Origin of the sequence: Microcoleus sp. ARI1-B5 (assembly GCF_036705795.1) — a bacterium.
In the GTDB taxonomy this organism is placed as follows: Bacteria; Cyanobacteriota; Cyanobacteriia; order Cyanobacteriales; family Microcoleaceae; genus Microcoleus.
The window spans coordinates 42,209-62,053 of record NZ_JAUBVK010000009.1; the positions used below are offsets into that span (position 1 = coordinate 42,209).

Here is a 19,845-nt window from a genome sequence, read left to right on the forward strand (position 1 = left end):
TGTTAAATATCCTTGCTGGAAATTGAGCCATTTAGCACTAATTTGGGGATGATTTCTCGGTAAATTTCTTCGGCACGTTGAACAGCTAACTTTGCTTCTTCCTCAGTCCAAAGCTGAGACTTGGCGTATCTCCTCTCTGGGTGATCTTGGGCTAGAACAGTGCCAGCTATTCTTGAAGCAGGAAGTTGCCGATCCAAAATGGGATAAAGAACCCGCAAGCGTTCCATTGCTCTTCCATCAAGTTCCTGGAGGTCGTGTCCATACTTTTTTACGGCACCTTTATCATCTTTAAAGTATAGCTCCACAAGTAGTTTAAATGAACATTCCACGACATAGGCAGCAAGGTAAACAGCGTTGTCCCAGCGTTGGCTTTGCAAGAGAATTTGGGCATCCTGTAAATGCCTGCCTGCTGAGTTGGAAAAGGACTCTTGCATTGTCTGTGTAACCAATACTTCGGACAGTTGCAGTATAATCATTTTCTGGATAAGCCTGCTACTGTCCTCCGCAATGTCTGCGATCGCCCCCGACACCATCCAAATCAACTTTCGGGAGGAGGAGGACTGCAACAGTACAGCGCCGTGCGGTGCAGCACACCCCTGAGCAAAAGCGTTGCCGGCTGTTGGGATTCGCCCTGCGCTGTTAAATTTACCCCCACAATTGCCGCACAGTCGATCGCCAAAGATTAAATTTTTCCGGCGAAAACTTGCTATTTAATAAATAAGACTTTAAGATCCAGCAATGTAAATCAAACTCTCAACCAGCAGCCCTGCAAGCACTAACCCGAAATGGGTGGCAAGTGCCAAAAAGCTGCAAAAACTACCTTTTTTAAGTCTTTCAACAGCAAAGCACGGGCAGAAAAACCCAGGGATCTACGGTTGGCATATTGGAACGAATGCTTTGCTGGCAATACTACAAATGTATCAAAACTTGTCTGCCCAAATTTAGCCCGAACAGATGCCTAGCTGAAACTCTTGCTGCCTAAGGTTTCAGTTACTAATTAGGCGGGTTTTATTGTCATTAACTACTTGAGGATTCGATCGCATGGTTACGATTTCTACAACTCAATCCGAGCTGCTACCTTTGTCTTCGCCAACCGTAACGCCTGCCACCCAAAGCAGCGCCGCTACTGCAACAGGAGTGTGCGTGACGGTTCACGGTCACTTCTACCAGCCGCCCCGGGAAAACCCTTACTTGGACGCGATCGAACGCCAAGCCAGCGCCTCTCCGTCCCACGACTGGAACGAACGCATTGACAACGAGTGCTACCGCCCGAACGCCTTTGCGCGCATACTCAACGATCGCGGCCTCGTCGCGGGGATCGTCAACAACTACGAATATCTCAGCTTCAACATCGGCCCGACCTTGATGAGCTGGCTGGAACGCTACGATCCGGAAGTTTACCAGCGGATTCTGGAAGCCGATCGCAAAAGCTCTGTGCGGCTCAACGGTCACGGCAACGCGATCGCCCAAGTGTACAATCACATCATCATGCCGCTGGCGAACGAGCGAGACAAATACACCCAAATTCGCTGGGGGATCGCAGATTTCCGCTCCAGATTCGATCGCCATCCCGAAGGAATGTGGCTCGCAGAAACCGCCGTAGACTACGCCACCCTCGAAGTTTTGGTCGCTGAAGGCATCCGCTTCATTGTCTTAGCCCCCTCCCAAGCCGAACGGTGCCGCCCGCTAATCGGGCAGAACCAAGAAGGAGAGCACGAAATAGATACCGAATGGCACGAAGTCGGCGGCGGTCAAATCGATCCGACTCGCCCGTACCGCTGCTATTTGAAGCCAGAAATGCGGTTGATGGCTTCCAACCAACTTTCGCCGCTGAGCACTCACCGCTTGGGCCGCGGACACGGCCAGCATTCGGCAGCCCCAACGGCGAACACTCCCTACATCGATATCTTTTTCTACGACGGCCCGATCTCGCGGGATATGGGCTTCAACGACGTTCTCAGCAGCAGCCACCACTTGGCGGGACGCTTGGGTCAAGCAGTGCGGGGAGACCACCGACCGGCTCAACTAATCTCCGTGGCGACAGACGGCGAAACTTTCGGCCACCACAAACACAGTACCGAAAAATGTCTCGCCTACGCCTTCACAGAAGAGTTTCCCCGCCGGGGCTGGACGGTGACGAATTATGCTCATTATTTAAGTCAAAATCCCAGCACTTGGGAAGTGGAACTCAAACCGGTGACGGCCTGGAGTTGCTCGCACGGGGTCGATCGCTGGCAAGATGATTGTGGGTGCGGTGGCGGCGGCGGGTGGCACCTGCTGTGGCGCAAGCCTTTGCGGGATACTTTGAATTGGCTGCGCGATCGGCTGATTCCGATTTATGAGGAAGCGGGGCGCAAGCTGTTTCGCGATCCCTGGAAAGCGAGAGATGAATATATTGATGCGATCCGCGATCGATCGCCCGCTAACGTTGACAGTTTCCTCGAACGCCATCAAGTTCGCGAACTCGACGCCGCCGAACAGGTAGACGCCCTGCGCCTGCTGGAAATGCAGCGCCACACTTTGTTAATGTTCACTAGCTGCGGCTGGTTTTTTGAAGAAGTTTCTCGCCCCGAAGGCGTGCAAATTTTGCGCTACGCGGCGCGGGCGCTGGAATTGGCGGGGGAAGTTACGGGCGTGCAGCTAGAAAAGGATTTTGTCGCTCAACTGGCCCTAGTACCCAGCAACGTTGACTGTTTCAAAACAGGCGCAGAAGTTTACCGCCAACTGGTGGTGACGGCTCAAATTAATCTCAGACAAGTGGCCGCCCACTACGCCATTAGTTCTCTGTTTGCCAAATATCCCCGCGAACAGCGGATTTACTGCTATCAGGCCCAACAGCAAGATTTCCAAATTCAGCGCATGGGATCGATGACTCTGGCTGTGGGTCAATTGCAGCTAACCTCGGAAATTACCCGGGAAACAGAGGTGTTTGTGTTTGCTGCGTTCCACCTCGGCGGCTGGGATTTCCACTGCTGCATTCAGCCTTTCGGCAGCCGCCGGTCTTACACTATGCTGAAAGAGCGGTTGTTTGGAGTTCTGCAAGAAGCTTCGGCGGCCCACGCGATTCTGGAAATGGTGCGGTTGTTTGGGGATCAGTCTTTTAGCTTGCGGGATTTGTTCGCTGAGGAACGCCACCGCATCGTGCAGTTGCTGAGTCAGGAAAATTTGACTCGCTTGGATCAGCTTTACACTCAGGTTTACCGGGAAAATTACGGGGTGATGATGGCTTTCCACCGCGACGAGCTGCCGGTGCCGGTAGAGTTGCAGGTGGCTGCTGAGGTGGCTTTGGGACACCGCTGTTTGACGGTGGCGAAGGCGCTGGAACTGGAAACGGGGGACGCGGAGCCGCTGCTGGCGGAAATTGAGGCGATCGCCACTGAAGCGGGCCACCTCCGCAGCCGGTTGAAGGTTCCCGAAGTTAAGCAAATTTTGGAACGGCGGGTTTGGCGCGAGCTTGACGCGCTGCTGCAAGCAGGAGCGGGCGCGGACGATCGCTCGCCCCTGGAGTTGGAAGCTGATATCCGCTACATCGAGCGTTTGATTGCTGTGGGATCTCGGCTGAGTCTGGGTTTGTGTTTGGACAAATCTCAGGAACTGTATTTCGATTCTCTGTACAGTCAAATTGTGCCTCTGTGTTTGGGCTGGCTGCAACGGCAAGATGCCTCGGCGGGCGAAAATAAGGTCGCTCCCGTTGCCTTGGATATTGCCCGCTCAGACGGCGGCTGGGAGGTGTCTTCGATCCGGCAGTTGCTGGAGTTGGGTCAAACTCTCGCCGTTGATGTTGAGTGTTGGTTGAACCAGTTAAGCCGATCGCTTCTCGATTAGTGGGCCTCCATTCGGGCGCACCAGAATCCGCCCGCTCGGTTTAAATGCCGATCGGGCGCTGGGTTCAACCAAGAGTCGATCGGCATAAAGCCGTCCTCGGTTCGCGGCTGGCGATCGAAGTACCGACAGAAAACCGCTAACTTTCTTTGAGTTTTCGCTCGAATTGTGTGGGAAGATAAAAAGACTGTCCCCAAAGCCTACAGGTGTTCTGCACTTGCACGCTTTGTAGAGTTTTTCCGAGAGAACACTAATTTTAAATCTATGAAAGTTGGCGATCGCGTTTGCGTTAAAAACTCTGTTGTTGTCTACCACCACCCGGAAAATCGCAGTCAACCATTTGAGATTAAGGGTATGGAAGGAGAAGTCGTGGCGATCGTTCACGAATGGCACGGCAGACCAGTCAGTGCCAATTGGCCGGTTCTAGTTCAGTTTGACAAAAAATTTCGAGCTCACTTCAAAGAAGATGAAGTCGAATTGATATCTTCGGAAGTCTAGGACTCTCAAAAGTTGAGACCGGAACCCAAAGATAATCTCATAGCATTTTAGATTTGAGATTTGAGATTTTAGATTGGGAATGATATCATGTCCGGTCGCTTGACTACAATAAGATTGGTTTGTAGTGCGCCCGAAAGTCCGCCAAATGCTGCAGACTTTCGGGCGCACTACTAACTTTCATTGTTATGGTCATCGACCGGACATGATATGACTGATGAGATAAGGGTTTGGATATTTCCTACAGTTGCATTGCTTTTTGCAACTGCTATCATATCCGGCTATGTAACATTCTAGAGTTTGTTGTGAGGACTTCAGTTTTTTCTAAGGCTTTTAGTCGATATGCAGGACTAAAGTCCGAACGATCAAACCATCTTTTTTGTTTAATGCTTAATTTTTAGACCGTCGGCGGCAGAACCAACCGAAGATGTTGAAATCTCCCTGCATTTTCTGCAATTCCTGCTGGTGCTGCTTAGCTGTAGCGTAGTACCACTGACAGTGACGTTCTAATTCTTGACGGTACTTAATTTCGCCGTAAAACTCGCGAACCATTTGGTTCTGTTGGAAAATTTCGGCTGCTGGGGTCGATTCGGGGACAACGTTTTGCAACTCGTGGGGCAACATGATTGTTTGGGGGCGACTGTGGCAAATATTGGCTGTAATGACTTTAAGCTAACATATAGCAGTTGACAGTTGATAGTTGACAGTTGACAGTTGACAGTTGTCATTGGGAATTCTTGCATCCGTTACATCCGTTACATCCCGCACATTGCTCGCTGCCGAACTTCCTTCTTAGCTTAAGATATTCAATCCAAAATCCAAAATCCCAAATCTAAAATCTCTTAAAGCCATCCCCGCAGGCGATACACCATTAAGCCGATGTATTCTTTCAAAGCTTTAGTTGACTGATGTAGATAATAGGTATCCGGCAACAAATCCAGTGCGAATGCTTGCCCATTGTTTTGGGATGCTGCGATATCCTGCTGCGTAATCTGAAAGTCTGTTGGTGCGGCAATTGCTTTTATTCCCTGACGCTGAAAAATCAAGAGCGATCGAGTCATGTGCATCGCCGATGTCACTAGCAAAACCGGCCCTTTTATACCTTTAGCATCTAGGATTTTCCGCACGTTAACGGCATTTTGATAAGTGTTGTGCGAATCGGGATCTTGCAGAATTGCTGATGCCGGTACGCCGATTGTTTGGGCAATTTCTGCCATATCTGCCGATTCTGGAGATCCCCCACCTTTCCAATCTACTCTACCGCCGCTGAGCACTAGCAGGGGAGCTTTGCCTTGACGGTAAAGCCGGGAAGCGTAGATTATGCGATCGCCCGCTTCCCCCAATTCTACCCAAGGGCGAGGCGCTAGCGCTGCTTTGACACCGCCGCCCAACACGATAATCGCGGATGCTTGAGGGAATTCGGCGGTTGGTAAATTTTGCCATTCGAGCGATCGAACTAACGATTTTGAAACCCAACCGCTGCTTCCGAGCAGTAAAATAATTAGAGCCGCAGCCATTGGCGCCGCCGCCCATTTTGGACGCTTCCAAAGAGTTATTAAAGCCGCCATCATTAACAAGCAACTCAACCCCAAAGGATAAATCAACAGCGGCAGCAGTTTCGACAAAAATAGAAACATTCAGCAAGGAATTAAAATTGCTATTTAGCGGGCACGGGCAATGGCGAATCGGTAATTGGTAATCGGTAAATAGTAGACCCCTCTTGCATTCCCAAGCTTTCAAGACTTCAAATTATCTGCGTCGCTCTGCCTTGAATCTGCGGTTGACCTATCAATCAAAGATTTCTGAAATATTGTCTAGTAACTTGGTTGACAGGAGTTTTTTATTTTTATTATTTAGTTTTGAATTTTGAACGTTTTAACTTAAAGCTCAAAACTCAATACTAAAAACTTTTTTCCGTGCTAGCGGCGGTCTTCAGGACTCGAAAGCCAGTCCAACAGTGAAGTAGCTTCACGCCGGGAGCTTTTGATATATTTATTGCCCCCCGTTTCCACTACTTCTTTATTGAGGATAGCATCAGATTTTTTATCCTTAGAACCTGTATTGGGGTTGAGTAGTAGTTCGTTGTGCCACCAAGCAACAATTAAGCCTGCTGCCACACCGCCGATGACACCAAGGCCGAGACTCACGGGCAGACTACATCCTACTAAGCGAAACCCAACGGTAAACAACACAAACCAGATCAGCGCGGGGTTAAACCCCTTGGAGTCTCCGTTAAATTTTGCCATGAGCTGCAAGTTTTGTTTGTAATAATACAGAAAGATATTGACAATATTAGCAGACAATCAAATTCGCTAGGGATCTCGCACTGCAACTACTCCCCACAAATCAATTTTAATTGTACCTCTAAGTCGGCCGCGGTATCTACAATCTTTACAGAAATTTGCTCTAATTCTGTAAAAGGTTCTTCTTCTGCTTGCTGCGAGCTCAATAGTTCTGCTGTGGCGTCGGCAATATCGCCCCTGCGCTGTTGCAGTCGTTCTCGCAATACTGCCATTGGTGCGGTGCAGTAAACGATTTGCAGCGGCAAGCCGCGGGATTGAGCCTGATTTATCGCATCGGTTCTCAAGTTTTGGCGATCGAACTTAGCATCTAAAATCACATCCCAACCTCCCTGGGCCAGAACTATCCCCAACTCTAACAATCTACCATAAGTCAGTGCCGTCATTTCATCCGAGTACAAATCTTGCCCGCCCCGTTCATTTAAAGGAATTCCGCCTAAATGTTTGCGAACAGCATCGGATCGAATGTGAATCGCCCCAGTGCGGCGGGCCAAATATCGAGCCGCTGTACTCTTGCCAGAACCAGACAAACCCGACATCAAAGTTAACTTTCCCCGGCGCGGTTTTGTGTATTCCCAAGCCAGTTTATAGTAATGAGCGGCAGTCTCTGAAATCTGTGCTTTTTCATCAGTAGAAACCGAGGCATCGTCCAACATTAACGAAGTTACTTTTGCTCTCACATAAGCTTGACGGCTCAAATACAGCGGCAGCAATTGCAGTCCTTCCCAATCGCCTGTTTGTTCGATGTAAGTATTCAGAAAAACATTGCCTAAATCTCTGCGCCCCCGCGATTCCAAATCCATTACTGTAAAAGCGACATCGTACATCACGTCAACAAAGCGAAAAGGCTCGTTAAATTCAATGCAGTCGAACAGCAAGATTTTATCTGGCCACAATGCTATATTCCGCAAGTGCAAATCTCCGTGACACTCGCGAATTTTATTGTGGGCAACCCGCAGGTCGAACAAGTCTTGATTTGCCTCAAAAAACGCATCAGTATAATCTTTAGTTTCCTGATATTGCGTCGGACTCTGCGGCCCGCCGATATATTTTTGGGAAATCCGGTAATTGTTATCTATTGCTCTGCGAATCTGACTGACTTCGCCAAATCTGCGAATGTAACTATTACTAACTGCCGTGCTGTGAAACTTGGCAACTTCGCACCCTAAGTCTGCCATAATTTGCTCGGTCAACTGTCCGCGTTCCAACAAACTGAGCAACAGCGAATCTTGAGGAAACTGCCGCATTTTAAGCGCGTATTCTACAGCAACTTCAGCGGGAGTTAGATCGGGTGAATTGCTGCCAAGTTTAAACGCCTCGCCAGTTTTAACAATTGGCAAAACTTCCAGATAAATCTCCGGTGCTGTGCGTCGGTTCATCAGCAATTCTTGGGTGCAGAAATGCTGCCGTTTCTCCAATGTCGAATAGTCCAAAAAGCCAAAATCGACGGGTTTCTTGATTTTGTAAGTATAATCTCCTGTCAGCAAAACGAAGGAAATGTGAGTTTGAATTAGCTGCACTGGTTCTGTGACGCTGTGCGGGTAGAACCCAGGCTGCAACATCTGCTGAATCAGAGGTGGGAGAGAAGGAGCGGTCATATCAATTTTAGATTGGGGATTTTCGATTGGGGATGTTGACTTTAATCCGATTTATTATAGAGTTGATAGTTAGTGTAAACCAAAAATTAGTGATGACAGAAAACAATCAAGAATCCGGTTCCGTGGATGTGTTTGGCGTGGGCAATGCCCTTGTAGACATCTTAGCATTAGTGGAAGATGAATTTGTACTCAGTCACGGGCTGAGTCGCGGCGGGATGACGCTGATGAATTCGGAAACGCAGGGGGGGATTTTGCACGATTTGGAGCACAATTCGCTGCAAATGCGATCGGGGGGTTCTGCCGCAAATACAATGATTGGTTTGGCTCAGAGCGGCGGTAAAGGCTACTATTCGGGGAAGGTTGCTAAGGATACTAACGGCGAATTTTACCGCCAAGATTTGCTGGCGGCTGGGATTGATTTTAACGTGCATCCTGCTACTGAGTCGAACGGGCCGACGGGTACTTGTGTCGTGCTGACTACGCCGGATGCGGAACGCACGATGTGTACTAATTTGGGGGTTTCTACTACTCTGGCTGCGACTGATATTGATGTCGATCGCCTGTCTCACTGCAAGTACAGTTATGTTGAGGGCTATCTTTGGGATGCTCCCGATCCGAGAAAGGCTAGCATTGAGACGATGGAACAGTCTAAGCGTCTGGGCGTGAAGGTGGCTTTTACTTTTTCGGATGGCTTTTTGGTCGATCGATTTGCGGATGATTTTCACAAGGTGGTTTCGGAATATTGCGATGTAATTTTTTGCAATTCTGATGAAGTTCGGAGCTTTTTTAAGGAGGATTCTCTGGAAGAGTGCGCTCGGAAGATGAGCGAAATTTCGGATTTGGCTTTTATCACGAATGGGGATAAGGGCTGCACGGTGGTGGAGAACAAGCAGATTGTTGATGTGGCTGGATTTCCGGTAAAGGCGATCGATACTGTGGGTGCTGGGGATGCTTTTGCGGGCGGTGTTTTGTTTGGAATTACTAATGGTTTGAGTTCTGTACAAGCGGCTCGTTGGGGCAATTATTTGGCTTCTTTGGTGGTGCAGATTCACGGCCCTCGCCTTGAGGGTTCTCAGGCTCATTTGCTGAATCAGGTGATTTCTGGTTAGGAATTGAAATGGGCGATCGCACTTTTTGTCGTAAAGGGCGATCGCACTTTTTTAAACTGCTCCATCGCACAGGCGGGACGCCCGTGCCACAGTAGATGCAGATAAGAGAAGGGCGTGTTAAAATCAATCAAAGCTTAACTAATTATACCTCCTATGGTAACAACCACATTGACTCCTCCTCAACAAAGTAGCGAGGAAAAACTAATTACTTTGACAGGCATTAAATGGCAGACATTTAAAGCGATAATGTCTGATGTCGGCGACGGTAGAGCGTGGAGAATTGCTTATGCTGAAGGAGTTTTAGAAATCAGAATGCCATTACCTAAACATGAAAGACCTAAAGTCATGCTCGAACTATTTATTGGAGCTTTAGCAGATGAGTTAGAAATTGAAGCTATGAGCCTCGGTGCGTTGACTCTGGAACGGGAAGATTTAGCTCGTGCTATTGAACCGGATACTTGTTTTTACATTCAAAATGAATCTTTAGTTAGAGATAAAGATGAAATTAATTTACCTGCCGATCCGCCGCCGGATTTAGTGGTAGAATCAGATTACACGAGTTCTTCTTTGAATAAGTTCTCAATTTATGCTTCTCTGGGGGTTCCTGAAATCTGGAGATATCGCAACCAATGTCTTGTAGTGTATCAATTAGTTGAGGGTAATTACGAAGAGAGAGAGAACAGTTTGGCTTTTCCATTTTTGCCGATCGCAGAAATTCCGGGTTTGATAGAACAAAGTAAGGCGATCGGACAAAGGGCGGCTGTGCGTTTGTTTCGGGAAAGAGTTAGGGAAGTTTTGGCGCAGTGAGTTTTGAAAATAGTAGGAATGGGCGATTCCCTACGGGATAGCTACGCTTCACGGGCTTTTTGAGCCGGACTATTGCACAGGCTTTTTGGCCCGTGCCACGATGGACGGGGATGGAAATGGATTAAGGGCGATCGCTTTTTATCCAATCAAACTGTAAGAGTAAAAACAGCTTTATGGTGGAAAGTAGCGATAAATATCTTTCCGGTGCAGCACCCTGGCAAAAGTAACAGTTTCGCCATCAAAATAAAAACCTATTCGATAGTCGCCAACCCGAAGCCGATACGCATTATCATCACCTTTCAATTTTTTTAAGTTAACAATTGTTTGTAAATCATTACTATTTGGAATTTCCGCAAAAGCAAAATCCTTGATTTGCTCAAACACAGGCGTACTTTTAAGAGCTTTTAAATCCTTCAAAAAACTGGGTAGGTATTCGACTTTCATTCTGTTTCCAGTTCGGCAAGTGCTTGCTGTAAACTTAACGGGGTTTCATTTTTTACTTCGCCCATAGCCTGGAGAAGTCCTTTATCTTCGATCGCTTCTAGGAAATACTGATAGTCGTTATAATCTAGAATGACTTGACTAATGTTGCCCTCGGCATCGAAAATCAATTCTTTGGCAAGTGGATAATCTTCTATTTTCATACAGTTTTATGGTGAGATGAGTTAGGAGGGAATGATGCTTCTATTATAGCTGACAACCTTGGGGCGATCGCCCTGAGTCTGTTTGTGCTAAGATTAAATAGCTCTAAAAATTAGCAAATAAGAGCCTTTCACGTTTTATGTCTAAGCAATCAGTCATCACAAAGTATATTGAAATTACACCGGGAGTGCTTGGTGGTAAACCACGCATTGCGGGTCATCGAATTTCTGTAGCACAAATTGCAGAGATGTATCTTAATATGGCAGAGTCCATAGAAGAAATCGCTAAGGACTATAATTTGTCACCGGCTTCGGTTCATGCAGCCATGACTTACTATTACGATAATCGAGAAGAAATTGACCGCCGCACTGCTGAATCAGATGCTTTGATCGAAGAGTTGAAGCGCAAGAGTCCACCCTCTCGTTTGCAGGAAAAGCTGAGGGAAATTAGAGGTGAGTGAACGCATCCGCTTTCATTTAGATGAGAATGTTAAATCTGCTGTGGCGCGAGGGTTGCGCCGACGCTTAATTGATGTTACAACAATTTTTGTCAATTTTGCAGAATGTATTGACTGATAATATTTTTGAGTTCTTGAGGAGCTTCTTTGGCTATCGCCGCTCCTAAATCTGGACGCACAACCCACCACCAAACCAGCTTTTCTAAATGATTGGGTGGATTTTCATTGGGACACCATTCGATCGTACCTTCATTTACACCAATAATGTTGGCACAAAGGTCATTAGCAATGCTAACACGATCGTCTAGCTTTTCAAACTGTACGATGTCTTGCCAGCTAATTTCATTGGGAAGAGAATTGAGAATTGATTGGATATCTAGAGTCAGCATTAAACAGTACCTCGAAAAGCTATAATAACTCTAATGCCAAAGTCTTGTTGTTCTGGAAAAGATTGAGTGCTGAGCCATCCTCTCACCGTTAGAGTATCCGTACCCGTTAGTTCAGGTTGGATAGAGTTGTAGAAATTGGTAATTTCCTGATGAATTGACCCCGTACCGTGTTCGAGCCGCACAAGATTGCCTGTATTGTGTATTGCTTCTGCCCCGAATATCTGTAAATTTGATGTTGTTGGCCCAACTATATGATGCCACGCTAACCCCGATCCTGCCACCCCCATCGTTCTTTTAAATTCACCAAAAGTTTGAAAGCCTTGTCCGGGTATTATAGGTGGGATGACTGTCCTTAATGCTAGTTCTCTAGCTAGTCGTCTCGCTATTTCTCGTCTTGTTTCGTCTGTCATTTATGTGAATTAGCTTTCACTACTTTAATTTAATTTTACGATCGTTTATCACGCTTAAATCCCGATCGGCATATTCCGAAAAGTCACCCAAATCCTGTACTTCACCTTTAGCTGCTTGTGCGAGGCCGCACTTGACTGAGGCTAATGCTTGGGGGTTTTGCCACAACCACTGCTCGCGATCGGGTATGTTGGTTATTGGGTCTAATAAAATTTGTCCGGCTTCGTTGATGAGAACGCGATATTCTGTTGACTTGGGTTCGAGGTTTAAACTGAGGTGTCCTTGTGGAGCTGTGCTGATTAAGTTTTTCAGAATCCAAAACATATCTTTAAGCTATTATAAAGTTAGGTGAAACTCCATCTATGGAGTTTTAGTCGATTATAACAAATTAGATGTTGTTTGTTTATGCGGATTTTAAGTGCGATCGCACTTTTTGTCGTAAGGGCGATCGGACTAGATAAAGGGGGATAGACACTGTTGTTAAAGTACACTCTGTTATGCTTTAATGATAGCAGCTTGTTATCGGGGTATAAATATGGCTGATTTACCATCAGAAACTACTGAAATCATCAATCAATTAAAACAGCAGTCGTTAAATATTGTTAATAAAGCTTTAGCCTGGGAATTAACCATTTTTGAAATGTTTGGAGAGACAGACGCAACGATTGCGGCACTAGATGAAATGAAAAGTGCAGCCGAAAATGCTGAATCTTCCTACTCCCAACTGTCTACTATCCAGCTTCAAATTGCTTAAGCTCAACCTGTTGCCTCTAGTGATATGTTACAATTACTAGAACGAGCTATAGCACGAACCCAAGCAAGGATTCCGGCACTGGAGCGTAGTATTGAAGAAGTTAAGATGGAATATAACTTGCCATGAATAAACAACCGCGCATCCCCGATCCAGAAACATCTAAACGTTTACTAGCTAATCTCCGTCGAACTCGTTTGGAGGTTCAAGAAGTCAATTTAGAATTGGGAGAGATTAATGCGATGCTGGCAGAACAGCAACGCCTGCAAAGATTGAATCGAGTCAGGATCTCGCTCGATAGCTCAACAGTAGAAGTATAAATTTGTTAGCAAAACCTGCCAAGATTTTAAGGAACGCGATCGCTTTTTTAACCACAAATAGAGGTGGAGTGATTAAGGGCGATCGCACTTTTTGTGGTAAGGGCGATCGCACTTTTTAGCAACCGCTTCGGAACGGGAATGGAGAAGGATGGAATAAGGGCGATCGCTATTATTCAAAATTCCCAACGAGCGAGCTTGTAAAAATCTATATTTGGGCTATAATAGTAGTATTTTTAAATCATACCTACTCAAAAATCATGGCAACAACAGTAAGCGTAGAACACATTGAAATGACACCGGGAATACGAGGCGGGAAACCCCGGATTGCTGGAACGAGAATCGCCGTACAAGATGTGATGGTGATGCACCTAAAAATGAGTTATTCTCTTTTAGAAATTGCCACTAAGTACGATCTGCTTGTAGCCGCCGTTTATGACGCTATGGCTTATTATTACGATCATCGCCAAGCAATTGACAGAGAAATGGCAGAAGATGATGCTTTTGTGGATGAATTTATGCGTCAAAATCCAGGTAGGTTACAAGCAAAAATAAAGGAATTAAAAGGTGAGCCGGCGAATTAGGTTTCATTTAGATGAGCATATAGATCGTGACATTGCTAGGGCGTTACGTCTCTATGGTATTGATGTGACGACAACGGTAGAAGCCGGATTAAGGACTAAGATGGATGAGCAGCAGTGGTTGTTTATTCAACAGCAGCAGCGAGTGCTTGTCACTCAGGATCGAGATTTTCTAGTTATGGCTGGTATGAGTAAGGATCATCCTGGTGTGGCTTATTTTAAACAGGGTAGTCGTTCGATCGGACAAGTAATAGAAACTTTGATTTTGCTGTATGAAATTTACACACCAGAAGATATGGTCGGAATGGTAGAGTATTTGTGAGGGCGAAGGGATCTCGCACTTTTTGTCGTAAGGGCGATTCACGCTCGGGATAGCTTCGCTTTACGCTCTTTTTAGCAACCACAGATGAAGGTGAGTTAATGGGGAAGAATTAAGGGATCTCGCCGCCGCCTGTGGCCGACTTAGACCCCTGTAGAATGAGCCATAATAGACAAAGCCGCAACCCTTGTAGCCCGATCGATTAACCAGCAACCATCAGAGAGTTGGATTTATGCTAATTCAGAAAATCGTTGAAGAATTACAAGACATCCCCGAAGACAAACTCGCAGAAATCTATGACTGGATTCACTATTTTCGTCTCGGATTAGGACGAGAACAGCCACAGCCCCGCACCCCTGGTTTACTGACAGGACAACTCGGTGATGCTTTTTTTGAACCCTTACCATTCGAGGAACTGGAAAAATGGGAATAAGCTACCTTATCGACATGATTATGGCACAAGCTGAACTCGAAAATTTGTCGCTTATTACCTACGACACAGCCTTTCACACGGGGCTAATTCAAGTTATCCCCACCATCGAATCAAGAGCATGAGTATCAGAAGGGCGATCGCACATTATAAGTAACTAACTTTCTCCTCATTTCACGGATATTTGGACTTCCTTGTTTAAAGAGAATCGTTCTATTTCTATAAATTCAAAATCGCCCAGATTAATCGGGAATTCTAGAGAGTCTCCGCGATTAAATTGAGACAATAGCTTATACAGTTTGACACTGGCTTCCTGATTCCATCTAAAGGTTTTGCAGAAATGCGAATCGCCCTTGATTAACGGGATAGTCTGTCCTGAAGCTGTGGCTGTTTCTGCGGTCATAGTAAACTGATGCCGATCGCGATCGAGCAATATAATGATATTGAATGTTCCCAATTCGATCGCTGGTTCTATTGAAAGCACTGTGATATTCATGGGATGCCTCAGAAAACTGCTGGCGATTCCTCTTGAGGTTCGGGGGAACTGCTAAGCTTTGTGCTGATTCCGATCGCACTATTCTGAACTTGAGAGCGTGAAGCGAAGCTATCCCGAAGGGAATCGCCTGCGTTCGGCCAGTCGCTCATCGCTGTTAAGCTGTAGTAAATTGACAGTTGTGCGCCCTTCTGGGGTTAACCCAATAATCCTGCCATTATCTAAGGTAAAGTGTTCGGGCCAGTTATGCGTCCGGGGGTGGAACAGGAAACTAAAAGCGCCAGTCTGGGGATCGAAAGAACCGAGGTCAGTCCCTTTATATCGGTTGCACCGCCAGCAAGCGAAGGCAAGATTGTCTGCATCAGTTGTACCTCCATGCTTGACAGCAATTATATGGTCAACTTCGTGAGGAAAGAAACTCAAAGAAATTCCCAGCAGACAATACTCGCAGCCGTAGGAAGCGCGTTCTTCAATATATCGGCGAAGGGTGGCAGAAATATAAGTCACAAATCAAGATTGGCGGGTGAGATAAGGTAGGTTGCCCATTTTGAGCATGATTACTAGATGTTCAATCCGCTCGTATTCATCTAGTTCTAGTTGTTCTGCGTTCGTGAGTTCACCGGCTTTGCTGCGTGCTACCAATATCCGCAGGCGTTCTTGCATCTCAGGAGTGGGGCGGAAGGCTGCGATTTCTTCCGCTGTGGGCGCGCTGGCAAGAAAGTTTAAAATATAGCGGTAGGTGCGGGATGGCAACACTGGCTGCTCGACACACAGGCGCAAGAGTTCTGGCAGTTGTTCGCCCAAGAGTGCGAGTTGCTCCCAGAGCTCGTCGGGAACTTCAATGGTGATGGTTGTCACTGTTATAAACCCTCAAAGTACAGGAGCTATTACTTATTCTAGGGCTTTTAGGATAAAGGGCGATCGCTCTTTTTGACGTAAGGGCGAGATCACTTTTGAACCGCAGATGCACGCTGATGGACGCGGATGGGGGAAAGGGATCTCGCTCTTTTTAACGTAAGGGCGATCAGTTTTAGTGGTTTTAGATAAATGAGAAGGCGATCGCTGGACTACAAAGTTTCAAGTTCTGAGTATATAATAAACTCGGAAAGAATTAACCACTAATTGAGTTCATTAACAGGTATATCCCGCCCATCTGCTGCCTCACGTTTGATGAGGACAGAACCGTAAACCACTCCTCTGCCATAATTAGTCCAGTGGAAGTTTGGGTATCCTCCCCCGTAACCATTTCTTGAGGCCCAACTACTGACAGCGCGGAAGAGTTCCTCTGGGGTTTGAGGGTTTCCCAACTCGTTAGCTGGGATGTCCCGCCAGTCTGCTGCTTCACGTTTGATGAGAACAGCACCGTAGACAACACCTCTGCCGTAATTAGCCTGATGGAAGTTTGGGTATCCTCCTCTGTAGCCATTTCTTGCTGCCCAATCACTGATAGCCCGAAACCGCTCTTCTGGGGTTTTAGGGTTGCCTAATTCACTAGCTGGTATATCTCTCCAATCTGCTGCCGAAGTTTTTATTAGCATTGAACCGTAAACAGGCCCTTTTCCGTAATTAGTCCAATGGAAGTTTGGATAACCGCCTCTGTAACCGCGTTTTGTTGCCCAGTCATTAACAACACGGAACCTTGGTTCAAGCCTCATCTGACCTACTAATTCTGTTCCATAATACTGGTTGCGGGCTCCTGTATTTGGTAGATTAGGCGACTCATAGAACCGAAACCCATTGGCATCGTCAAGAGGGACTGACGCAGCTATATTACCCGTACATGACGGGTTTTTACGTGGCTCAATGTGTATGTGAGCATATCCGCTGGGAGTAGATTTTTCTGGATTTACCGTACCCAGTACAGTTCCTTCTTCTACAGGTCCAGGCTTCACTCTGCTAGCAGGATTTAGATGACCAATGAATAGGCTCCCGCCCCCAGATTCCGGCGATAGACAGACAAATTCATTCCAACCATTAATGTAAGTTACATTTCCTGTTACAGGTGCCAAAACTGGTTGATTGTTGGACGCACTATTTGTACCTGGTTGGCATCCTGTTCCTCCTGGTCTAAAACTGTTTTTTGCAAAAGACAAGTCAAAAGCAAAAGTATTTCCATGACTAATTGTTCCATTGTAACCTTGGCAAACATACCAATATTGACCAGCCTTAAACGGAAGACCAATCCTCCGAACTTTTGGTTGAACTAACACTTGCGCTAGGCTGCTACTATTTGTTAATTCCAACAGAATGGGTATAGATATAGCTATTAAAAATACGATCAGCAAGCGCATCCAAACTTTGCGTAGATTAATTGTTTTCATGTTAATTGCTAATTAATGGTGATAGAATGCGTAATTTTTAGTAAGAACGCAATTGTATTTAACCCGAATATTACGCTGTCGTAATTATTTATAGTTGTTTATTGTGCCGTCAGGCATTATTGCACCGCTAAGGTCAGCATTCTTTAAAATAGTACCAGCTAAATTAGCACCAAATAAATTAGCTCCTTTCAAGTTAGCACCAGTTAAATTAGCACCTAACAAATTAGCTCCTTTTAAGTTGGCCTTAGTCAAATTAGCACGAGTTAAATTAGCGTCATGTAGGTCAGCTTCACTCAAATTCACACCACTTAGATCACAATTTTGGCATTGCTTAGTTGTCAACAATTGCCTGACTGTATCCAGATTTTTTTTTGTACATAGGCTTGTTAGATTCACGACTCTACCATCTGCTGTTTGCATATAACAGCTCCAATTATTATCTGAAGCAGGTTTGACAGAATTCGTAGTAGCTTCTGCTCCCATAATTGGGAACACAAGATAATTGAATACTTGCCAAAGCAGTAATCCTAGAAAATAAAAATTTCGGTGGCGATTTTGTAAACTTTTCAACATAAGAAATGAGATGTAAATTTCGGTGCTAGGAGCATCCTTTGTTCATTTACTTAGTTCATAAAGTTCATAGGATAGTTAATCTACTGACTTTGATTTCACTCGTGAACTGTATCCGAAAGCCAAAGTCATGTATCTACAATAATCCCTAATCCTTGCTCTGTATCGGCTCAACGGCTCACCATTTGGCTCAATGTGAAAGGCTCATTTGGCTCATTTGGCTCATTTGGCTCATCTTTCGGCTCTCCGATGTGAGCTATAATCCCATTGAGGTAAAGTTGTGGTATAGGAGTAAAGATGGCAGGTTTGCTCAGAGCATCCGAAGAAGGATTGAAAATTATTGATATGGTGCGGCGCAATCTTGGATGGAATAAAACTGAAGATACCTGGTGCAAAGCCGCTCTAACTTCAAAAGCCACTTTAAAGCGGTTTTGGACGCAAAACCGAATTCGACGCGAAACATTTATCGATATTTGCAAAGCTGTCGGAATCAATAACTGGGAAGATATTATCGAGCGCAATGATATAAAACAAACAGAATTACTTTTAGCCGCCTCGATCGCAGATATCGCCCTCGACTCCCAAACCGATCGCACTTTCCCCCTACCAGAAAACTTACCCCCCATCAGAAATTGGGTACAGCGCACCAAAGAAATCGACACCTTAAAAACCCTAATCACTGCTCCCCCCCTTACCAATGAGTCGCCTGCTCCTGCTCCCCCCCTTACCAAGGGGGGGCTGGGGGGGGTTCCCATCGCCATCTCAATTGTCGGATTACCTGGCACCGGCAAAACCACCCTCGCCAGCCAACTAATTCGCCAACTCCACACAGAAAATACCTTCTTCGCCTCCGTCGCTTGGCAATCCTTGCAATCTGCAACAAGCAAAGCACCACCGTTCGATCGCACCATTGACTCCCTGCTATTCACCCTCTCCAACGGCGAAATTACCCCAGCCGTCACCCCTCAAAATGACTATTTCAAAAAAACCGAAAACCTGCTCAAAATCCTCAGAGAAAAACCTTGCTTGCTGGCGTTCGATCGCGCCGAAACACTTTTGCAAACAAAAGAAGCAAAAACCGCCGGTTATTTCGCCGAAGATTGTGCGGAATATGCTTGGTTGTTCAAACAACTTTTAGAAACAGAACATCAAAGTAAAATCGTATTTATCAGCCGCGAAAGCTTGGCAGAATTGCCGCCAACAATTACTCGCGAAATTAGGCTCGACGGAATGACAAAAAATTGCGCTGTTGCCCTATTGACATCATTTAATTTAATCGCTACAATTGAAGAATTGACCGAACTTGCCCTGCGCTATCGAGGACATCCCGAAGCTTTGCAACTAATAGCGTCATTGATTCGCGATGACAGCGAATATCAAGGCAATGTTAGCAAATTTTTGCAAGAGAGAGACTGGTTGCTAACTCGATCGATTGAGAGTTTGCTCGATGAAACGATCGCCCGCCTCAGCGACATCGAGCAAACTTGCACGAGCCGAATTTCTGTCTATCAAACCGCAGAATATCCGCTAAATTTTGCAGCAATTGCCGCTCAAATGCCAGAAGTTAGCAAGTACGAACTTCAGGAAAATATTATTCAAGCGCTCAAACGCCGGCAATTGCTGTATTATGACAGTCAGCGATCGTCCTATCAATTGCATCCCTTAGTGCGCGAAAAGGGATCTCGGCTGTTGCATCAAAATCCTGAAAACTTTCGCACCGCACACCGCCAAGCTTACCGCTATTTTATCAGCATTCCCCTCAAACCGGAATCTGAATGGCAAGATATCGAGGATATAAAACCTTTGATGAGAGCGCATTATCACGGGTGTCAAGCTGGGGATTTGGATGCAGCAGCGACGGCTATTTCGGGAGTTGATGAATATCTGAAAGAGTGGAATTATCCAGAACAGATTTGCAGTCATCCGCCATTACCATTGTTGGCTGATGTGCAGAATATTACAGAAGATTTCCCGCAGGATAGCGATGTTTAATACAGACATAATGATTGTAGGGGCGGGTTCGCCGAAATCTATGA

General features: G+C 46.0%; 30 protein-coding genes. 13 read left to right on the plus strand and 17 right to left on the minus strand.

Annotation, left to right across the window (positions count from 1 at the left end; genetic code table 11):
* Positions 1-2: 2 nt before the first annotated feature.
* A complete protein-coding gene (locus tag QUB63_RS15715; RefSeq protein WP_332946189.1) occupies positions 3-476 on the minus strand; it encodes a HEPN domain-containing protein in 474 nt (157 codons plus the stop codon).
* Here QUB63_RS15715 and QUB63_RS15720 point away from each other — a divergent pair.
* Both QUB63_RS15720 and QUB63_RS15725 read left to right on the plus strand, forming a co-directional pair.
* Complete coding sequence (locus tag QUB63_RS15720; protein WP_332946190.1) at positions 462-686, plus strand: hypothetical protein; 225 nt, start codon at positions 462-464, stop codon at positions 684-686. The two genes, QUB63_RS15715 and QUB63_RS15720, sit on opposite strands and share 15 nt — an antisense overlap.
* Positions 687-1,041: 355 nt before the next feature.
* The gene (locus QUB63_RS15725; protein WP_332946191.1) at positions 1,042-3,825 is read left to right on the plus strand and encodes a DUF3536 domain-containing protein; all 2,784 of its coding nucleotides are present in this window, start codon (positions 1,042-1,044) and stop codon (positions 3,823-3,825) included.
* On the opposite strand, the gene QUB63_RS15730 is transcribed toward QUB63_RS15725, so the two are convergent.
* A complete protein-coding gene (locus QUB63_RS15730; protein WP_332946362.1) occupies positions 3,802-4,158 on the minus strand; it encodes a hypothetical protein in 357 nt (118 codons plus the stop codon). The genes QUB63_RS15725 and QUB63_RS15730 overlap by 24 nt on opposite strands.
* On the opposite strand from QUB63_RS15730, the gene QUB63_RS15735 reads away from it, so the two are divergent.
* Positions 4,087-4,320: a ferredoxin-thioredoxin reductase variable chain gene (locus tag QUB63_RS15735; protein ID WP_332946192.1), complete on the plus strand. Its 234-nt coding sequence runs from the start codon at positions 4,087-4,089 to the stop codon at positions 4,318-4,320. The two genes, QUB63_RS15730 and QUB63_RS15735, sit on opposite strands and share 72 nt — an antisense overlap.
* Positions 4,321-4,707: 387 nt before the next feature.
* Here QUB63_RS15735 and QUB63_RS15740 read toward each other — a convergent pair whose 3' ends face one another.
* The 4 genes from QUB63_RS15740 to QUB63_RS15755 form a co-directional block, all read right to left on the minus strand.
* A complete protein-coding gene (locus QUB63_RS15740; protein ID WP_332946193.1) occupies positions 4,708-4,941 on the minus strand; it encodes a hypothetical protein in 234 nt (77 codons plus the stop codon).
* Between the two features lie 218 nt (positions 4,942-5,159).
* Positions 5,160-5,954, minus strand: coding sequence for a YdcF family protein (locus tag QUB63_RS15745; RefSeq protein ID WP_332946194.1), 795 nt, complete (start codon positions 5,952-5,954; stop codon positions 5,160-5,162).
* Positions 5,955-6,236: 282 nt separating this feature from the next.
* The gene (locus tag QUB63_RS15750) at positions 6,237-6,620 is read right to left on the minus strand and encodes a hypothetical protein (RefSeq protein ID WP_332946195.1); all 384 of its coding nucleotides are present in this window, start codon (positions 6,618-6,620) and stop codon (positions 6,237-6,239) included.
* A 29-nt stretch (positions 6,621-6,649) separates the two neighbouring features.
* Positions 6,650-8,215, minus strand: a complete 1,566-nt coding sequence (locus QUB63_RS15755; RefSeq protein ID WP_332946196.1) for a bifunctional aminoglycoside phosphotransferase/ATP-binding protein — start codon at positions 8,213-8,215, stop codon at positions 6,650-6,652.
* A gap of 92 nt (positions 8,216-8,307) precedes the next feature.
* Between QUB63_RS15755 and QUB63_RS15760 the strand changes: the two genes are divergently transcribed.
* Positions 8,308-9,324 (plus strand): adenosine kinase, encoded by a 1,017-nt coding sequence (locus QUB63_RS15760; protein WP_332946197.1) that lies wholly within the window; start codon positions 8,308-8,310, stop codon positions 9,322-9,324.
* On the opposite strand, the gene QUB63_RS15765 is transcribed toward QUB63_RS15760, so the two are convergent.
* Entirely contained in the window at positions 9,321-9,455 is a 135-nt protein-coding gene (locus tag QUB63_RS15765; protein ID WP_332946198.1) for a hypothetical protein, read from the minus strand. The genes QUB63_RS15760 and QUB63_RS15765 overlap by 4 nt on opposite strands.
* A 22-nt stretch (positions 9,456-9,477) precedes the next feature.
* Between QUB63_RS15765 and QUB63_RS15770 the strand changes: the two genes are divergently transcribed.
* Positions 9,478-10,131 carry a Uma2 family endonuclease gene (locus QUB63_RS15770; protein ID WP_332946199.1) on the plus strand — a complete coding sequence of 218 codons (654 nt, stop codon included), beginning with the start codon at positions 9,478-9,480 and terminating at the stop codon, positions 10,129-10,131.
* Between the two features lie 171 nt (positions 10,132-10,302).
* Here the strand turns inward: QUB63_RS15770 and QUB63_RS15775 are convergent, their stop codons facing one another.
* Positions 10,303-10,575 carry a type II toxin-antitoxin system RelE family toxin gene (locus QUB63_RS15775; RefSeq protein WP_106150286.1) on the minus strand — a complete coding sequence of 91 codons (273 nt, stop codon included), beginning with the start codon at positions 10,573-10,575 and terminating at the stop codon, positions 10,303-10,305.
* Entirely contained in the window at positions 10,572-10,775 is a 204-nt protein-coding gene (locus tag QUB63_RS15780; protein ID WP_332946200.1) for a hypothetical protein, read from the minus strand. The genes QUB63_RS15775 and QUB63_RS15780 overlap by 4 nt, the downstream gene beginning before the upstream one ends.
* A 137-nt stretch (positions 10,776-10,912) precedes the next feature.
* Here QUB63_RS15780 and QUB63_RS15785 point away from each other — a divergent pair, with 137 nt between their 5' ends.
* Positions 10,913-11,233, plus strand: coding sequence for a DUF433 domain-containing protein (locus QUB63_RS15785; RefSeq protein ID WP_332946201.1), 321 nt, complete (start codon positions 10,913-10,915; stop codon positions 11,231-11,233).
* A gap of 89 nt (positions 11,234-11,322) precedes the next feature.
* Here QUB63_RS15785 and QUB63_RS15790 read toward each other — a convergent pair whose 3' ends face one another.
* The 3 genes from QUB63_RS15790 to QUB63_RS15800 are packed head-to-tail and all read right to left on the minus strand — an operon-like array spanning position 11,323 to position 12,351.
* Positions 11,323-11,619, minus strand: coding sequence for a hypothetical protein (locus QUB63_RS15790; protein ID WP_332946202.1), 297 nt, complete (start codon positions 11,617-11,619; stop codon positions 11,323-11,325).
* Positions 11,619-12,029: a hypothetical protein gene (locus tag QUB63_RS15795; RefSeq protein WP_332946203.1), complete on the minus strand. Its 411-nt coding sequence runs from the start codon at positions 12,027-12,029 to the stop codon at positions 11,619-11,621. The genes QUB63_RS15790 and QUB63_RS15795 overlap by 1 nt, the downstream gene beginning before the upstream one ends.
* A gap of 19 nt (positions 12,030-12,048) precedes the next feature.
* Positions 12,049-12,351 (minus strand): hypothetical protein, encoded by a 303-nt coding sequence (locus QUB63_RS15800; protein ID WP_332946204.1) that lies wholly within the window; start codon positions 12,349-12,351, stop codon positions 12,049-12,051.
* A gap of 211 nt (positions 12,352-12,562) precedes the next feature.
* On the opposite strand from QUB63_RS15800, the gene QUB63_RS15805 reads away from it, so the two are divergent.
* From QUB63_RS15805 to QUB63_RS15830, 6 genes are all read left to right on the plus strand, one after another.
* Positions 12,563-12,781 (plus strand): hypothetical protein, encoded by a 219-nt coding sequence (locus tag QUB63_RS15805; protein ID WP_332946205.1) that lies wholly within the window; start codon positions 12,563-12,565, stop codon positions 12,779-12,781.
* A gap of 122 nt (positions 12,782-12,903) precedes the next feature.
* The gene (locus QUB63_RS15810; RefSeq protein WP_332946206.1) at positions 12,904-13,098 is read left to right on the plus strand and encodes a hypothetical protein; all 195 of its coding nucleotides are present in this window, start codon (positions 12,904-12,906) and stop codon (positions 13,096-13,098) included.
* Between the two features lie 257 nt (positions 13,099-13,355).
* Positions 13,356-13,679, plus strand: a complete 324-nt coding sequence (locus QUB63_RS15815) for a DUF433 domain-containing protein (protein ID WP_332946207.1) — start codon at positions 13,356-13,358, stop codon at positions 13,677-13,679.
* Positions 13,663-13,998 carry a DUF5615 family PIN-like protein gene (locus tag QUB63_RS15820; RefSeq protein WP_332946208.1) on the plus strand — a complete coding sequence of 112 codons (336 nt, stop codon included), beginning with the start codon at positions 13,663-13,665 and terminating at the stop codon, positions 13,996-13,998. The genes QUB63_RS15815 and QUB63_RS15820 overlap by 17 nt, the downstream gene beginning before the upstream one ends.
* A 229-nt stretch (positions 13,999-14,227) precedes the next feature.
* Positions 14,228-14,428, plus strand: a complete 201-nt coding sequence (locus QUB63_RS15825; protein ID WP_332946209.1) for a hypothetical protein — start codon at positions 14,228-14,230, stop codon at positions 14,426-14,428.
* A complete protein-coding gene (locus QUB63_RS15830) occupies positions 14,419-14,550 on the plus strand; it encodes a hypothetical protein (RefSeq protein ID WP_332946210.1) in 132 nt (43 codons plus the stop codon). The genes QUB63_RS15825 and QUB63_RS15830 overlap by 10 nt, the downstream gene beginning before the upstream one ends.
* 44 nt (positions 14,551-14,594) lie before the next feature.
* Here the strand turns inward: QUB63_RS15830 and QUB63_RS15835 are convergent, their stop codons facing one another.
* The 5 genes from QUB63_RS15835 to QUB63_RS15855 all read right to left on the minus strand — a co-directional run bounded on the left by QUB63_RS15835 (position 14,595) and on the right by QUB63_RS15855 (position 17,722).
* Positions 14,595-14,921 (minus strand): hypothetical protein, encoded by a 327-nt coding sequence (locus tag QUB63_RS15835; RefSeq protein ID WP_332946211.1) that lies wholly within the window; start codon positions 14,919-14,921, stop codon positions 14,595-14,597.
* Between the two features lie 108 nt (positions 14,922-15,029).
* Positions 15,030-15,425, minus strand: coding sequence for an HNH endonuclease (locus QUB63_RS15840; protein WP_332946212.1), 396 nt, complete (start codon positions 15,423-15,425; stop codon positions 15,030-15,032).
* A 3-nt stretch (positions 15,426-15,428) separates the two neighbouring features.
* Positions 15,429-15,776: a hypothetical protein gene (locus QUB63_RS15845; protein WP_332946213.1), complete on the minus strand. Its 348-nt coding sequence runs from the start codon at positions 15,774-15,776 to the stop codon at positions 15,429-15,431.
* A 260-nt stretch (positions 15,777-16,036) separates the two neighbouring features.
* The gene (locus tag QUB63_RS15850; RefSeq protein ID WP_332946214.1) at positions 16,037-17,239 is read right to left on the minus strand and encodes a hypothetical protein; all 1,203 of its coding nucleotides are present in this window, start codon (positions 17,237-17,239) and stop codon (positions 16,037-16,039) included.
* 84 nt (positions 17,240-17,323) lie between these two features.
* Positions 17,324-17,722, minus strand: coding sequence for a pentapeptide repeat-containing protein (locus QUB63_RS15855; RefSeq protein ID WP_332946215.1), 399 nt, complete (start codon positions 17,720-17,722; stop codon positions 17,324-17,326).
* A 384-nt stretch (positions 17,723-18,106) separates the two neighbouring features.
* Between QUB63_RS15855 and QUB63_RS15860 the strand changes: the two genes are divergently transcribed.
* Positions 18,107-19,801 (plus strand): NB-ARC domain-containing protein, encoded by a 1,695-nt coding sequence (locus QUB63_RS15860; RefSeq protein WP_332946216.1) that lies wholly within the window; start codon positions 18,107-18,109, stop codon positions 19,799-19,801.
* Positions 19,802-19,845: the final 44 nt, after the last annotated feature.